Annotated in this window: 13 protein-coding genes; 2 read left to right on the forward strand and 11 right to left on the reverse strand. The window is 37.3% G+C overall.

What is annotated here, in order from left to right:
- Positions 1-5 precede the first annotated feature (5 nt).
- From F955_RS04140 to F955_RS04155, 4 genes are all read right to left on the reverse strand, one after another.
- Positions 6-950 (reverse strand): TniB family NTP-binding protein, encoded by a 945-nt coding sequence (locus tag F955_RS04140; protein WP_004891659.1) that lies wholly within the window; start codon positions 948-950, stop codon positions 6-8.
- Positions 937-2,817, reverse strand: coding sequence for a Mu transposase C-terminal domain-containing protein (locus F955_RS04145; RefSeq protein ID WP_004891662.1), 1,881 nt, complete (start codon positions 2,815-2,817; stop codon positions 937-939). Before F955_RS04145 ends, F955_RS04140 begins: the two co-directional genes overlap by 14 nt.
- Position 2,818: 1 nt before the next feature.
- Positions 2,819-3,523: a TnsA endonuclease N-terminal domain-containing protein gene (locus tag F955_RS04150; protein WP_004891665.1), complete on the reverse strand. Its 705-nt coding sequence runs from the start codon at positions 3,521-3,523 to the stop codon at positions 2,819-2,821.
- Positions 3,524-3,765: 242 nt separating this feature from the next.
- Positions 3,766-4,032 (reverse strand): hypothetical protein, encoded by a 267-nt coding sequence (locus tag F955_RS04155; RefSeq protein ID WP_004891668.1) that lies wholly within the window; start codon positions 4,030-4,032, stop codon positions 3,766-3,768.
- Between the two features lie 135 nt (positions 4,033-4,167).
- Between F955_RS04155 and F955_RS04160 the strand changes: the two genes are divergently transcribed.
- Complete coding sequence (locus F955_RS04160) at positions 4,168-5,037, forward strand: hypothetical protein (protein WP_004891671.1); 870 nt, start codon at positions 4,168-4,170, stop codon at positions 5,035-5,037.
- A 29-nt stretch (positions 5,038-5,066) separates the two neighbouring features.
- On the opposite strand, the gene F955_RS04165 is transcribed toward F955_RS04160, so the two are convergent.
- Positions 5,067-5,309 (reverse strand): transposase, encoded by a 243-nt coding sequence (locus tag F955_RS04165; RefSeq protein ID WP_004891674.1) that lies wholly within the window; start codon positions 5,307-5,309, stop codon positions 5,067-5,069.
- Positions 5,310-5,428: 119 nt separating this feature from the next.
- Here F955_RS04165 and F955_RS04170 point away from each other — a divergent pair, with 119 nt between their 5' ends.
- A complete protein-coding gene (locus tag F955_RS04170) occupies positions 5,429-5,659 on the forward strand; it encodes a helix-turn-helix domain-containing protein (RefSeq protein ID WP_004891676.1) in 231 nt (76 codons plus the stop codon).
- A 37-nt stretch (positions 5,660-5,696) separates the two neighbouring features.
- On the opposite strand, the gene F955_RS04175 is transcribed toward F955_RS04170, so the two are convergent.
- The 6 genes from F955_RS04175 to F955_RS04200 form a co-directional block, all read right to left on the reverse strand.
- Positions 5,697-7,283, reverse strand: coding sequence for an SAVED domain-containing protein (locus tag F955_RS04175; protein ID WP_004891679.1), 1,587 nt, complete (start codon positions 7,281-7,283; stop codon positions 5,697-5,699).
- A gap of 7 nt (positions 7,284-7,290) precedes the next feature.
- Positions 7,291-7,764: a Mov34/MPN/PAD-1 family protein gene (locus F955_RS04180; protein WP_004891681.1), complete on the reverse strand. Its 474-nt coding sequence runs from the start codon at positions 7,762-7,764 to the stop codon at positions 7,291-7,293.
- A complete protein-coding gene (locus tag F955_RS04185; RefSeq protein ID WP_004891684.1) occupies positions 7,757-9,478 on the reverse strand; it encodes a ThiF family adenylyltransferase in 1,722 nt (573 codons plus the stop codon). Before F955_RS04185 ends, F955_RS04180 begins: the two co-directional genes overlap by 8 nt.
- Positions 9,475-10,515 carry a nucleotidyltransferase domain-containing protein gene (locus tag F955_RS04190; RefSeq protein ID WP_004891687.1) on the reverse strand — a complete coding sequence of 347 codons (1,041 nt, stop codon included), beginning with the start codon at positions 10,513-10,515 and terminating at the stop codon, positions 9,475-9,477. The genes F955_RS04185 and F955_RS04190 overlap by 4 nt, the downstream gene beginning before the upstream one ends.
- Positions 10,516-10,814: 299 nt before the next feature.
- Positions 10,815-12,098 (reverse strand): ribonucleotide-diphosphate reductase subunit beta, encoded by a 1,284-nt coding sequence (locus F955_RS04195; protein ID WP_004891690.1) that lies wholly within the window; start codon positions 12,096-12,098, stop codon positions 10,815-10,817.
- Between the two features lie 406 nt (positions 12,099-12,504).
- Positions 12,505-15,339: a ribonucleoside-diphosphate reductase subunit alpha gene (locus F955_RS04200; RefSeq protein WP_004891691.1), complete on the reverse strand. Its 2,835-nt coding sequence runs from the start codon at positions 15,337-15,339 to the stop codon at positions 12,505-12,507.
- Between the last annotated feature and the right edge of the window lie 16 nt (positions 15,340-15,355).

The raw sequence follows: 15,355 nt of genomic DNA on the forward strand, positions 1-15,355 counted from the left end.
TATGTTTATTTCATGAGTGATATGATTTGAGAAATATTCATTTCGAATGGATTTTTACTTTGTTTGCTAATGTATAGTGTGATACCTAGTTTCCAGGCATAACTAAAATCATTAGAATTAACGACTTGCCTCCCATCGTTTAAAGCATGCGTAATACTTTCTCTAATCAGACTCATGATGTATGAGTGATAACCTTTCGTAGCTAATTGAATTTGCATACCGACAAGTTGGCTATCTAGTGCCGGCATAAAAGTGATATTTTGCTTATTAAGAGTTCTTGAAACTTCGGCAAGAAATGCAAACATACTGCTACCCTGTGATGGATCAACAGTTAATGGGCTTAGGTGGTAGATGAATGGAAATCTACGTGCAATTTGGCTATCAATTTGAAGTAGTGGAACAAACTCAGGTAAACCAACCAAACAAAAGCTGATCCCAGTTCTATTCACTAAGGTTTTAATCCAATTCCCTGTAGTCCTATTCATTCTTGTAGACGTAGGTTTACGCTCAAATAAATGATGGAACTCATCTAAAAATATGAGCTTAGTTTCGCATTGAGCAAGTAAATGAATAAGCCTACTTGTTAGGTAGTCAGTCGTTCCATATCCATTTTCACAAGTAAGATCCCCTAGTTCTTTGAGCATCATTATGGCTAATGACTTTACGGTGGCAGGTGAGGGTACTTCGACATAACATACTGGAATAATAGATTTTTTATAATCCTTTTCTGTTTTTTCTGAACGTGGCATCAAACTTAAGATTGTTTTGCACAACGTTGTTTTTCCTAATCCACCTTCTGCGAGCAACATACTTCCAACTGGTTCACTATAGGAAATGCTTCTGTTGACACAATCTTGGATACCTGTAAAAGCTGCCATAAATTCATTTGAAGTAATGACGATATTGTTAATAGATCGAATTTTATCGAATCGATTATCAAATTTTTCCATGTTTAAATACCTCCAAAGAACCAAATTTCTCAATTGGAGTAGGTATATTTATAGGCGATACAGACTGTTCAGAAAGATCCTTTTCTTTAGAAAAAAGTTGTTCTTCAACTTTTTTTAATTGTTTGGGAAGTTCTAAAGTAAGGGGCTTTAATCTCGGTTTATGTTTAATAAGATTGTTTTGTATCTCGTGCATAAGTTTATACAGGTGGTATAAGTCCGACATTGGACCAATCCTCTGTTTGTCGGATCGAGTTTGGGCTTTCTTTAGCTTTTGCACTTCAAGATGTGTTACGCGTGACAAGCCAAATGTATAATTTTGATTGGTTGAGTCTGCTTGAATAACCACATCTTTATTATTAGGGTCTACAACATAAACTTCATTTAAATTTAAATCATCAATTAGCACAGTAACGGTTTTTATGCCTTGTGCTTGTAAAGTAGTAAGTGAATGAGAAAAATAACTAATGCCGTCTACTCGGACTTGACCGTGATTAATACTTCTTTCAATAGGCCTGCGACATAAAATTTTTGCATCTATATCAGTGAGAAAACTGGGGCGAATATCATCAATTGCATCTTGCCACATAATAATTGGAGAGCGGCCAGTCGTATGGTGAATAGATTTGTGATAGACATCGTGGATCCATGTATCTATATATTGTTTCAATTGTTCTAAAGTTAGTTGAGCAATTTTATTGGAGTTATAACTTCCTCTATCTATCGGATTTGAAAAAGTTGTGCCAGGTAGCTTTTGAAGGATCCCATGAGTGAGTGTGCTAAAAAAGCGTTCAATATGAGGTTTGTTATTTGGAGTACCGACTTGAGATGGAGTTAAAGTAATTTTCAGCTGTTCGCAGACTCGCGCAAGTGAATTATTTTTAAATTCAATTCCATTATCAGGAATGATAATACTCGGAATACCTCCTGGTAATTTATGATTCGGCCGAGTAACCATGTCCTTAATTGTTTCTAAAGTAGTTGCAGCGCTAGGTGGATACATATTGATATATGTACCTACAATTGCTCTTGAATAAACATCAATTGCACAAGCAAGAAATGGTCGTCCTAAAGCAACCTTATTCTTTGGGTCTACTATAATAATATCGAGATAATGTGTATCAATTTCGACCATATAAAGAGCAAAAGGACTAATAATGCTTTTGCCGGCAGCTTGAAAAGTTTTCTTCGCTATACGAGATCCTTTCTTTATTTTTAATTCAATATAAGGGTCTAGTTTTTTGATGTGTCGTTGGATACTCCTCAGTGTTGGTAACTGTTCCAATGATATCCCTTGCTCTATGAATCGACCAAGCATATAGGCTTGTACGTCTTTACCAGTTCTATATTCAGGTTTTAAATAGACTTCATTAATTGCTTGATTCAGAATTTGGTAGACTTCAGGTGGGAATCTTAAGTGATGATTACCTATATATTTATCTTGTAAACAGAGCTTGTTCTGCGAAAAATTTTTATATTTAGTAATCCACCTTGCGACAGTACGGCAGGAAGGAGGGTTGGGATCTTGAATTTCAGTCGAGATATGCTCTATTAATTTTGATAAATTTTGAGGGCTCGTAGGGGATTTTAGAGTTTGAAGAGCACTTATAACATAACGTTCTTTACGGTGTATTTCTGAACTGTGTTTAGGGTTGATCATCAGCTTATCAGGTGAAAATACACATAGAATTTCACCTTCTTTGTAGCGGTTTTCAAACTCATTCGGAGTAATTGAAAATGACTTTCCACCAGCGATGGCTGCATATCGTATATCATTATAGGTTACAGAACCGATTTCAAAAATATAGTCAGGATGTTCTTTAAAATAAAAACGAAAACCTGGTTGTGGGGTTAAAAGAACATTGTCCATGTCAATAGGCCTCACTGATTTCTTGTTTGACTGGGCCAATTGTTATTCTTTGATGAAAAAATAAGTAATCAGCTAGTTCTTGTTTGAGGCCTATTGATTCAAGTGTTTTATAGGCTTGATGTGAGTTTTCAAATTCATTGAGCTTTAACAGGTCTAAAGCATAATTGACTTCAAAAGTACTCCAGCTGAATCGATGTCCTCTCTGATACCAGTAAAGCAGTTGAGATATTTCTGTTTCACTTGGTAAGTCTGTGTGATCTATTAGCCTAAAAGTAATATCCATTGAGTGGAGTAGATCAGAAAGTATTGTAAAGCGGTTTAAGTCATTAGTTGACAATGATGCTATAGATGGTTTGACTTCATGAACCTCATAAGCACCATCTTTGGTTTGAACCAAGAAATCTGGATAACAATACTGTTCATTGGCTAGCAAGATTTTTAATGCTTGTGAGCGATAATTTAAGATATTGGGATCTTGTTCTAATGAGATTGCATGAGCGAGTTCAAGTCGGCTTTCTAAGGGGATTGCTCCACAACACTTTTCACTCGGGAAAAGTGAAGTTCGACGACCAAAAGCACCTTGGTAGATTTTACGTTGTCCATGAAGTGTGGCTGCTACATTTGCAGTCGATTCAAAGGCTATCCTGATTTGTTCTAGGATACTTGTTTGAATATCAGTTTTTAACAATATGGTTTGAAAAGGCATATCTGTTCATCCAGAAGTAATCCTATTCTCAATAGATTTTTGAGAATGAGCTAATCTGTACTATTACTATTGAATAGCACTCACTTGACTGGTGACGATATAGAGAAGATACTATGATTCTCAGGTCTTTATATTCTTCTATATAAAGTCACAAACGGATCCTTTAAAGGGTCCGTTTTTTTTATTGATTTTTTTTCTAACTTTTCATAATCACTCCAAGGTCATTTTCGATTATTGAGAATTTAATGGTTATCTTGAGAATCTAAAATAGCATTCCTTTGATTTGCTAGCCATGTAGCAACATCCTTTACTAAGGCATATTTGCCACGCCGATTGGGGATACTAAAAACAGGAACTGGGACTGTTTTACGCGTTAACGCTTGTCGAAAGGCTTCCGTGGATTTGTAGCCTAAAGCGATTCGTAGTGCATCATCTGTCATTAGCGGGCCGTAACGATCGAATAACTCTTTTTCTATTGTAGTTGCATCGACTATGGGATGGATTTCCATTGAGTTCCTGGTAGTAACCTGTCTCAACAAAAGCTTATACTTGAGACTATATCTGTACAAGTTGAATAAATCACTAAACTTTTTCCGGAAATATTTTTTTAAACAATTAATATTTAAGGATTTTATTTGAATTTTATGGGTTATGTTTTGCAAAACGAAAATATTGGAAAAGTTAGAATTAATAAAAGGGATGTAGTCGATCAAATACGGGTTGCACTATGGTATTCGCGCATAAAGCTTGGTTTAGATGCGCAACTACCATCTGAAATAGCAAAAATAATTGAGCCTGATAAAATTAGAGTAGTGAATGGGGGGGTAACTGATAATGATCGGAAGTGGAGAAACTATAAGAATGGTTTAAATGTTCCTCATCCAAAACTTATAGATAAAGCTGAAGCAGCCGTACAAGGTAGTTCGTTAATAATTAATCATGTGCTTTGGCAAGCCATGAAAAATTCAATAAATTTAGATTTACTTTTAAAAGACGGTATTGGAAAACTGTCGTGGGAAGTTCAAAGGATACTCTATAAACCCAATAAATATAATTGTGATAGGAAGTTAGTTGAAAGTTTATCGTCTAAAAAACTGATACAGCTGGAGCGATTAGCTAGCTTAGATGCTTTAGCTGCACTGGTAATTTTTTATCGAATGGGAGTCGAAGACACTAGTAGCATTGTCGATATCAGTCGAGCTATTTATCGAACTTTACTTATTATTTGCATGAAAAAACCATATTCAAATTTTAGTGAAAGTTTAATTTTATTGATGCATTCCCAAGTGTTTTCTTTAGTGGGCCCTAAGGAATCAATATTAGGCGATAGCTTCAAAGAAGATTTTCTAATGGATCTACAAATGTTAATGACTCAATTTTCAAAGATGAACAGTGAAAAATTGGTTACCAATACTTGGAAAAAAGACGTTAGGATCTCATCCGATTTTTTGGAAAAGGTAAGGTTTCATAATCTCTTTAAAGAATCAACTATCATGACAGTAGATGCTATTTAAAATACTTTCGAGATTCTTTTATGAGCGCCTTACATTTCTAGTCGCTTAGACAGTCTTTCTTCAGCATACATTTGTTTAAGAGCTAAATTTTCTTGTTCCAATTTATCTAATCGAATCAAAATTTGCTCATTAATATCTATGTAACTTGCTTTCCAACGGTAGAAAGTAGCGACACTGATTTTATACTCTTCACAAATTTGTTCGACAGTTGTACCTGCTAAATTCTTTTTAACAATATTGTTGATTTGAGCTACAGAAAATTTTTGCTTCACAGTGAATTCCTAGACTATTGTTCAATGATTATTCAAAATAAAAAAATTCAGTAAACAGATAGGGTTAAATTAAAAATATCCTATTTTGGGATATTTTTAATTGTAACTGATATTGAGCCATGCGCTCAATACACGACCCTAGGTATCAAGACCTAATTAAGAAACTTATAGAACTTCGTGAGTCTAAAAATGTGACTCAGGTTGAGCTTGCACGTCTTTTGAATAAGCCTCAATCGTATGTTTCAAAAGTTGAAAGATTGGAAAGAAGACTTGATGTGATTGAGTTAATAGACTGGTTAAAAGTATTGGATATTAATATTTTAGATTTTCTAACACTCTGTGATTTTTAAATTAAAAGGCTCAGAATATTTCCTAAGCCTATTGTTTTTAAATAGATATAAGTTTATTACCTTGTTCTGTACTATTAATTCTTAATACTGGTTGTATACCATCGCCTTTAAAATCATAAACTATGACATCAGGATGATTTTTATCGATCCCTTGACCTATTGCTACACATGCAGCATTTGGAGCAATGACAAGTAAGTGGACCAATGCTATTCCATAGTCACTTTTTAGTTTTATTAACAGTTTTTGGATTTGTGCTGTTAGAGCCTTTACATTTTTAGGATGAGGGATACTTTGGCTACCTCTACATTGTTCTAGGTTCGTAATTTCGATAATTTGTATATTCTTTTCTGCCGCTATAGCTCTAGCTGTTTGTTGTAAAGGTTCTGCAATTGCTGTGGCATGAATACATAATACTATTTCAGATTGTTTCTCGAGATTATCTAAACCAGTGACTTCATTTATTGGATCAATCATAGCAGTACTAGGCCATTCCCATTTTTGAGTGTCTCTTGATTTAAACATAGGAATAAACTCTCCTTTATTTCCCAAGAGTGCTCCTAATCCAATCAAAGCTGGCATAGGACCAAATGCGAATATTGCGGCCTTATGATTGTGGTGCTGAGTTTGTCTTAGAATTATATTAGCTTCTGTTTCAATACATTGTATAAAAGCTTGATCAAATAAATCAGGATGAGGTATTGAGGATTGAGGAATTAAAGCACCATTAATTCTGTAATTTAAAGGATATAAACTAGTTGAAATTTCTTTTAAATCAGGTGTTGAAGATACATTCCCATGAACTGGCCATAAAATGGAATATACTTGAATTGGTTCAAAGGCTAGAGCATCTAATAATTTTTCAGAATTTGTCTTATGCATTTCTCTCATTTTATTTAGAGTGAGAGCATCATATTCTGCAGCTGCTACTTTATCTATTAGGCGATGATGTTTGTCACAGAGTAGAAGAACATTTTCTGCTTTATTTGAAAGTGCTTCTGAAAGGTACGGTAATCCTCTTTCTCCATTATCTGAAGAGGCGATATTGTGTGCGTTATATGCATAGTTGCCTTTTCGCCCAGTTAGTTTGTCAATATTTAAGTTTTCTCCACATCCTGTAAACATACAACGGCCATGACTATCTAACATTACTTGGTGAATAGTTTTGCTAGTAAATGGATTGCCTCTTCCTGTTTTGATTTCATTACTATAAAAAGTTGTAATGAATTGAGATTTTTCAGTTTTGTTTTTAAGTACAATTGATGTGAATTGGTAGTTAGCCCAAAGATCTTGTAAAAGGTTAAGATTGATAACTTCCTGATGGGTTATTTGTTTATCAGGAATAGATCGAACTTCGAGTGATTGTCTAGGTCCTAGAATGTACTCGACAAATTCTAAAAATTCATTTTTATTCAAATTTACACGGAAAGCTGATTGTAATTCCTCAGTTTTGTAGATAAGAAAAATTAAATTATCTCTTGTACTATCCCTTAAAAGCGTGACTTTATCCCAAGTTAAAATAGGCTTTACATGATCAATAAAGGCTTTAGCAAGTATTAGACTATCAAAGGGAAGGTGTTTGGTTTGAATGAGATCTAATGTTAGCTCAGAAGATGTAATATTCATAAAGTAATTAAAACCTAATGACAGAAGCAGTATTCAGTAAATTTTTTTTGAAACGAAAAATTTTAATTTCCTGGACTCCAACGATAATAAAAAATAAATTTCGATCTACATTTCTTGCTATACAGTGTTTCCAGTCCTCCTCATCAATGCTAGATTGAATTGGTATGTTTTGGGGATGGCTATGCCATGTACCCAAATAAACAGATGTACCATTAGATTCTTTATACTTTTTATCGAGAAACTTCTGGTGAAATGGATCTTTCATCACAAAGTTATACCTAGTTCTAATGTCTAGTTTTTGTGGAGTAGTAACAAATTCTACTTGAAATATTTCAGTACCTTGAATTTGATGTCCTATCAAGATTCCGCACGCTTCTTTAGATTCAGATGAGATTTGACGATACTGTTCCCATATTTCAATGATGTCTTTATTGATGTGAACAGTAGCGTCAGAAACATGAACAGTTAATTGGTCATTCATTACAAATATCACATTCTGGATTCAATAGTGGTGTGATTAGTAATGATTTTGAAAAGCTATAATAACGATCAGTTAACTCTAAGTTTTCATTTAAAGCGTCTACATCAGAACCTTTCCAGCTTACCTTTGAAGAATTTTTTACTTTCCCTTGTAAAAATTTTAAAGCTAAATCTGTAGTGATGTTGGCGGTCTGAATGGCAGATAAGTTTGAATAGGGTAGAAAGGCATTTCCACATCCTGAAAGATTCCTAGTCAAATCTTGGTTTGGTTTTAAAAAGTTAAGATTAGAAACTAAGCCCCTGCATAGATTTTCATTATCAACATAAGCACATCTTAAACAACCTTTTTGCTCAGGAATATCTAAAACTGCATGTCCACCAACTCCATAACCTTCTGTCCATGTGTTAATTACAGATGTTTCTACGTCATTCTTAATACAGTAATCATGAAATATTCGTTCTTTTGTTGGAGAACCTATTGCAATAATAACTAGATCAAATGAATTCAAAATAGAAACATCTCGAAGATCTAATAAACTTAGCGAAACAGGTTTAATGTTGATCCAAGGATATTTTGTTGCAATCCTAAAATGTAAACCTTTAGTTTTTTCCCAATTTAAATAATCAATTGAAAGGTAATGCCTATAGGTGTTTTCAATTGATATTGTATCTGAATCAACTAGAGTTAGGTTTCCTAGCCCACATGATGCTAGTTGATCTGCTATATAACCACCTACAGACCCACAGCCTACTAATAAAACGTGTTTGTCTTGAAGATCACAAAAAGCACCGCCACGGGGTATTAAGCTTAATTTATCAAATAATTTAATCGAGCATGCCTCTATATTCCATTCGGCGAAGCTTTCTAGTTTAAGCGGAAGGGTCTTATTAACTTTATTTTTTTTATGCTGAAATTTTAATCCAAACCAAGATTTTCCTGATGGAGTGTCAATATTGAATATTATCCAAAAAATATTCTTTCTAATTTGAGCAAAAGTAGTTAAGAAGCGTTGTCTTGTATCAAAATCTAATAATTCAATATGTTCTAAAAACCATACAGGAAGGTCTGATACATTCCATGGAATAGAGGAAAGATCAGGTAAAGGGAGAACACAACCCAAATCAGGACTCTTTTTTCTTTGAGCTACTTGGACTTTAAAAAAAGGTTCTTTTGTTGCAAGATCATAATTTTCAGGGTGAACTAACACGCTACTTTTTAATCCATATTTCCCCTCAGGTGCATAAACTTTTAATTTACAAAATTCAGGTGAATCTACTAGACAAAGAACATCATTAAATTTTGTATCATTTAAGCTATACCAACTAGCTAAAAATTCTCTTAATAGTTCATCTTTATTCCAAGTCGAATTGGTTAAACTTTTTGTTAGTAATTCAATATGTCTCTTTAAGGAGTCTTCAAATGCAATTTCTGGAACTTCATAATTAATTGAGACAGAATCTGTGACATTTACACATAGACTAGCTAAATTGAAATCTTTGTAAGATGTCGTATGTGCTAACCTAGGGAACTGTTGTGGATTTTTTAAGTAAAATACGGGCATTGAAGTTATTTCATCAACTTCAAAATGAATAAGTGTAATGGTATAACTACCAATAGTCACATTAACTTCTATAGTATCTCGAGCAAGTACATTGGCTGCAGATACTGAGTATCCACAGCTTTGTAGATGCTGAATTATTAATTGATAATTCATGCGCCTTGAGATGTTCCTACAGATCCAGCTGAAGGGAATACAACCTTAGCTGCTTCATTTTTTGAGTTATTTTTAGTACCTTCAGGGAAATCTTCGCCAAATATTTCTCTTAATAGATCGCATTGTTTGGATTCATCTGATTCATCAATGACGTTCTTTAAGTTATTTCTCAAGGTGGATAGTTTATTTTTCAATTGAGTACCTGTATCTATACTACTGCCAGAGAAAATATCTCTGTATGGTGATACGGGTAAATCAACTTTTACTTTCCATTGACTCTCATTTTGGTATAAAAAGTAATTTGACTGATCTAGTATTTGATCGATAGTATTCTTCAAAGCTTCTAGATCATTTTCAAGACCTTCATCATTAATCGAACTCTGAAATTTTTCTTTAATCATCACGGTTAGACCGATTGAAAAAATTTTTCTACATATGTCTTCATGGAATTTGATATTTCTCCATCTTTTTATATATCTAGTTACTCGTTTAAATTGCTGGAGTTTCTGTGTTTCATAAATACCTGAACTATCTTTAGCATTGATCCAATCAATTAATCCTTTGGGATCTGAGTCAGACCACTCCCTATTATTTTCATCAGAATTTTTCTTGCCTACAGCTAATTTGTAATAACCGCTCTCCGATTTACTATAAATAGGGATATCAATATGTAAATCCTCATTTTTATAGTCAGCAGTGACACAAGGTTTTTTTATTTTAGCGTTCTTGAAACCTCTATTTTCTAGAATTTCTAAGACAACCTTCTTCGGTATAGTTGGATCAGTAGGGGCGTCATTTTCATTGATGACTATCGCTCTATCTATATCGAAGTCTTTTCCTTTTTCCTTGATTGCTGTGTTAGTTGCTAAAGAACCTTGAATGAAATCTTCTTGAACAGGATAGCCATTTTCTCGAAATTTTTTGCGAATGTCTTCTGTAATGCTATCGTCTTTTTCACGTGCATTCTTATATTCCTCGCTTTGACGAGTTATGTAGATATTGGTGTTAAATGTTAAAAATTTACTTTGTAAGCCCATTTTTACCTTCTTAATCGATTATTTATTTTGAAATTAATTATTTGTTTGATTATTCAAAGCACAATTACCCCTTAGCCAGAATTAGCCAAACTTTTATATTCAATTTCAGATTTAAAATTTTAAAGTGATATGTTTTTAAGTTACCCAATAAGAAACCTAGATCTCTTATTGGGTATATATTGAAATTAGCATCAATGATAATTTCTGTGTCTATTGATGTTTTGACAAACCTTGCGTCGTCTTATGACAAACCATGTGTCGTTTTTGACAAACCTTGTGTCGCATGACGAAGCTAAACCTCACCAGCTTAATGCACCGCCAGTTTGGTAATCTGTTACGCGCGTCTCGAAGAAATTCTTCTCTTTACGCAAGTCCATCATCTCTGACATCCACTGGAACGGGTTATTCACACCAGCAAATTGTTCAGGCAAGCCCAACTGCGCTAGACGACGGTTCGCAATGAACTTCAGGTATTCTTCCATCATGCCAGCATTCATGCCGAGTACACCGCGTGGCATGGTGTCACGCGCATATTCGATTTCCAGCATAGTGCCTTCAAGAATCATCTGGATGATTTCTTCCTGGAATTCAGTGGTCCATAAACCCGGGTTTTCGATCTTGATCTGGTTGATCATATCGATACCGAAGTTCAGGTGCATCGATTCATCACGCAAAATGTACTGGAATTGCTCGGCAACACCATTCATCTTGTTACGACGGCCCATCGACAGAATCTGGCTGAAACCGCAGTAGAAGAAGATACCTTCAAGTACACAATAGAATGCGATCAGGTTGCGAAGCAGAATCTGGTCGTTTTCAGGTGTACCAGTTTTGAAAGTAGGATCACTTAAAGACTGGGTATATTTTAGGCCCCACGCCGCTTTACGTGCAACTGACGGTACTTCGCGGTACATGTTGAAGACTTCGCCTTCATCCATACCTAAAGATTCGATACAGTATTGGTACGCATGCGTGTGAATCGCTTCTTCAAATGCCTGACGCAGGATATATTGACGGCATTCAGGGTTGGTAATGTGACGATAAATCGCCAGTACCAAGTTGTTTGCAACCAGTGAATCCGCAGTCGAGAAGAAACCAAGTGAACGCATCACGATGGTACGTTCATCTTCAGTCAAGCCATTTTCAGACTTCCATAGCGCGATGTCGTGGTTCATATTCACTTCTTGCGGCATCCAGTGGTTTGCACAACCGTCTAGATATTTCTGCCAAGCCCATTCGTATTTGAATGGAACAAGCTGGTTCAAGTCCGCCCGACAGTTAATCATTGCCTTGTCGTCAACTTGTACACGTTGCGCGCCCATTTCAAGCTCTTCCAAGCCTGGAGCAACATCAAGCTGCTCTAGGGAAGCAGATGCTCTTGCCAGCGAATCGGTTGGATTTGATCCTCGGTTTTGAGTGGCTCTAAGGGGTTGTGCAGCTGCCACATCCGACGATGTGTTGCTTGCATCAGGTACCACCTGTGAATTAGACGCTTTTTGCGGCTCGACGGGCGCAGGCTGCTGTGTTTGTGCAGCTGGTTTTTGCGAATCATCTTCGAAATCGTCCCAACTTAAGATAGACATATCAGTTCTCTCTTCGATGCTTATATCTTTTATTAGACATTCAGCCTCGCTGAAATGTCCTACTATACGCTCAATTTATGTAAGCAAAATTAAGTTTTGTCGATGACTGCTCTGCTTTTGTACGGAAGAGCAAAAATCCCCACTACTTATTTTGCTTGCGCGATTTATGAGCCTTTAACCAGAAATAGGCAATTGGCAAATAAAAGGTAAGTACAAAGGAAACGACCAGTGCCACAAGTCCTAACAGGTAATTGTGAGTCATATGCGGCATGGTGGTTTCCTTTATTTTCTAATTTCTTTTGAATCCCCCTAAATCCCCCTTTTGCAAAGGGGGACTTTCACATGTCAGATGACTGAGCTGTGATCCCCCTCCTTTTAGGAGGGGTTAGGGGAGGTCAAGCGAAGCTTACTGACAAGCCTCACAATCTGGATTGTCAATTGAACATGCCATTGGCACTGGTGCTGCATTTGCAAAACCTTCTTCCTCTGCAGGAACTTCAGGTTTCGCTTCAACTGCTGGAGCGACTGCCGCAACCGGCGCTGCAGTTGCAGTCGCTTTAACAGCATTTAGTGCGCCAGTGTTAATCGTCGATTTCTCAGCAGACGTTGCACCCAATGCACGTAGGTAATAAGTTGTCTTAAGACCACGTAACCAAGCCATCTTATAAGTAATGTCCAGTTTCTTACCGTTTGCACCAGCGATGTAAAGGTTCAGAGACTGAGCCTGGTCAATCCATTTTTGACGACGTGAAGCAGCATCTACGATCCAGCGAGTTTCAACTTCAAACGCAGTCGCGAAGATCGCTTTTAGCTCTTCAGGAATACGGGAAATCTTCTGCACAGAACCTTCGAAGTGTTTCAGGTCGTTGACCATCACAGCATCCCAAAGACCACGTTCTTTCAACGCACGTACCAAGTACGGGTTAATCACGGTGAATTCGCCAGACAAGTTCGACTTCACATACAAGTTCTGGAATGTAGGCTCAATTGACTGAGACACGCCACAGATGTTTGAAATCGTTGCAGTTGGCGCAATCGCCATCACGTTTGAGTTACGCATACCGTCTTTTTGAACTTTGGCACGTAAAGTATCCCAGTCCAGACGTTGAGTGCGGTCGACTTCGAACATACGTTCTGGGCGAGTTTTCGCAACCAGGTCAAGCGAGTCAATTGGTAAAATACCTTGATCCCACAGTGAACCTTTAAATGTTTCATACGTACCACGTTCAACAGCAAGGTCACTTGAAGTTGAAATTGCGTAGTAAGAAATCACTTCCATCGATTCATCAGCAAATTCAACCGCCGCTTCAGAACCATAAGCAAGGTTCATTTCGTAGAGCGCATCCTGGAAGCCCATGATACCCATACCCACTGGACGGTGTTTCAGGTTTGAATTACGTGCTTGAGGAACAGCGTAGTAGTTGATGTCAATGACGTTATCAAGCATACGAACTGCAGTTTTAACAGTGCGAGCAAGTTTTTCGCGGTCTAGTACACCACCTTGAACGTGTTGAACCAGGTTGATTGAACCTAAATTACATACTGCAATTTCTTCTTTGCTAGTGTTCAGCGTAATTTCTGTACACAGGTTAGAAGAGTGAACTACACCCACGTGTTGTTGTGGTGAACGCAGGTTACATACGTCTTTGAATGTGATCCACGGGTGACCTGTTTCAAACAGCATCGACAGCATTTTGCGCCACAAATCTTTTGCACGGATTTTCTTGTGCAACATGTTTGTTTCTTTGGCAATGCTTTCGTAGTAAGCATAACGCTCAGCGAATTCAGCACCAGTCAAATCATGCAGATCAGGCGTTTCAGAAGGGGTGAACAGTGTCCACTCTGCATCTTCGAATACACGTTGCATGAACAGGTCAGGAACCCAGTTCGCTGTGTTCATGTCGTGGGTACGACGACGGTCATCACCAGTGTTCTTACGCAGTTCCAGGAATTCTTCGATGTCCAAGTGCCAAGTTTCAAGATATGCACATACTGCACCTTTACGCTTACCACCTTGGTTTACTGCAACAGCTGTATCGTTCGCTACTTTCAGGAACGGAACCACACCTTGTGATTTACCATTTGTACCTTTGATGTATGAGTTCAGGGCACGAACTGGTGTCCAGTCATTACCTAAACCGCCTGCCCATTTAGACAGCATTGCGTTATCACGCATCGCGCCATAGATATCAAACAGGTCATCATCAATCGTGGTCAAGTAGCAGCTAGACAACTGTGGACGAAGCGTGCCTGAGTTAAACAGGGTCGGCGTAGATGCCATGTAGTCGAAGCTAGATAACAGGTTATAGAACTCGATTGCACGCTCTTCACGGTTTTCTTCGTTCAGGGCCAGACCCATTGAAACACGCATAAAGAATAATTGCGGCAATTCGAAACGTACGCCATCCGAGTGGATGAAATAACGGTCAAATAATGTTTGCAGACCTAGATAAGTAAACTGGTTAGAGCGTTCTGGTTGAATCGCTGCAGCCAATTTAGTCAGGTCAAAGTTAAGAAGTTCAGGTGAAAGAAGTTCTAGCTCAATCCCTTTTTTCAGGTAAGTTTCTAGCGCATCGCCTTCAACGGTATCTGTAGGTAAACCCAGGAACTCTAAACCAGTTGCCACCAGGTCATTACGTAATAGACGAGCAGTTACATAAGTATAGTTTGGTTCTTGTTCGATACGGGTACGGGTCGCCATCATCATGGTTGTAGAGATATCTGACTCTTTTACGCCGTTATACAGGTTTTTTACGGTCTCATCGACAATTGCCTGAACGTCGATTCCTTCAAGGCCTTCAGCAGCTTTAGCAACAGTTTCAGTCAGTTGGCTCAGGTCAAGCGGTTTGAGTTTGCCCGCTGCATCAGTAATTTGCAGGGTAGGGTGATGGTTGGCACCCAGCTGCTTACGAGCGTCAGAACGTTGTTCGCGATAGATGACATAGGCACGCGCAACTTTCTGTTCGCCGGTACGCATAAGCGCAAGTTCAACCTGATCCTGGATTTCTTCAATGTGAATCGTCCCACCAGAAGGCAAGCGACGTTTGAAAGTGTTCATGACCATTTCCGTCAGCTGCTCAATACGATCGTGAATACGGCTTGAGTCAGCACTTTGTTGGCCTTCAACAGCCAAAAAAGCCTTACCAATTGCGACAGAAATTTTTTCTGCATCAAAAGTGGCAACATCACCGGTGCGTTTAATCACCTGAAGTTGACCAGGAGTTGAAGTAATTACGCTCATTTTAGCATAGCTCCAT

Origin of the sequence: Acinetobacter schindleri CIP 107287 (assembly GCF_000368625.1) — a bacterium.
Lineage (GTDB): Bacteria > Pseudomonadota > Gammaproteobacteria > Pseudomonadales > Moraxellaceae > Acinetobacter > Acinetobacter schindleri.

Coding starts and splice junctions, on each gene's coding strand:
- F955_RS04140 (WP_004891659.1), bottom strand. CDS start 950: ATGGAAAAATTTGATAATCGATTCGATAAAATTCGATCTATTAACAAT.
- F955_RS04145 (WP_004891662.1), bottom strand. CDS start 2,817: ATGGACAATGTTCTTTTAACCCCACAACCAGGTTTTCGTTTTTATTTT.
- F955_RS04150 (WP_004891665.1), bottom strand. CDS start 3,523: ATGCCTTTTCAAACCATATTGTTAAAAACTGATATTCAAACAAGTATC.
- F955_RS04155 (WP_004891668.1), bottom strand. CDS start 4,032: ATGGAAATCCATCCCATAGTCGATGCAACTACAATAGAAAAAGAGTTA.
- F955_RS04160 (WP_004891671.1), top strand. CDS start 4,168: ATGGGTTATGTTTTGCAAAACGAAAATATTGGAAAAGTTAGAATTAAT.
- F955_RS04170 (WP_004891676.1), top strand. CDS start 5,429: ATGCGCTCAATACACGACCCTAGGTATCAAGACCTAATTAAGAAACTT.
- F955_RS04175 (WP_004891679.1), bottom strand. CDS start 7,283: ATGAATATTACATCTTCTGAGCTAACATTAGATCTCATTCAAACCAAA.
- F955_RS04180 (WP_004891681.1), bottom strand. CDS start 7,764: ATGAATGACCAATTAACTGTTCATGTTTCTGACGCTACTGTTCACATC.
- F955_RS04185 (WP_004891684.1), bottom strand. CDS start 9,478: ATGAATTATCAATTAATAATTCAGCATCTACAAAGCTGTGGATACTCA.
- F955_RS04190 (WP_004891687.1), bottom strand. CDS start 10,515: ATGGGCTTACAAAGTAAATTTTTAACATTTAACACCAATATCTACATA.
- F955_RS04195 (WP_004891690.1), bottom strand. CDS start 12,098: ATGTCTATCTTAAGTTGGGACGATTTCGAAGATGATTCGCAAAAACCA.
- F955_RS04200 (WP_004891691.1), bottom strand. CDS start 15,339: ATGAGCGTAATTACTTCAACTCCTGGTCAACTTCAGGTGATTAAACGC.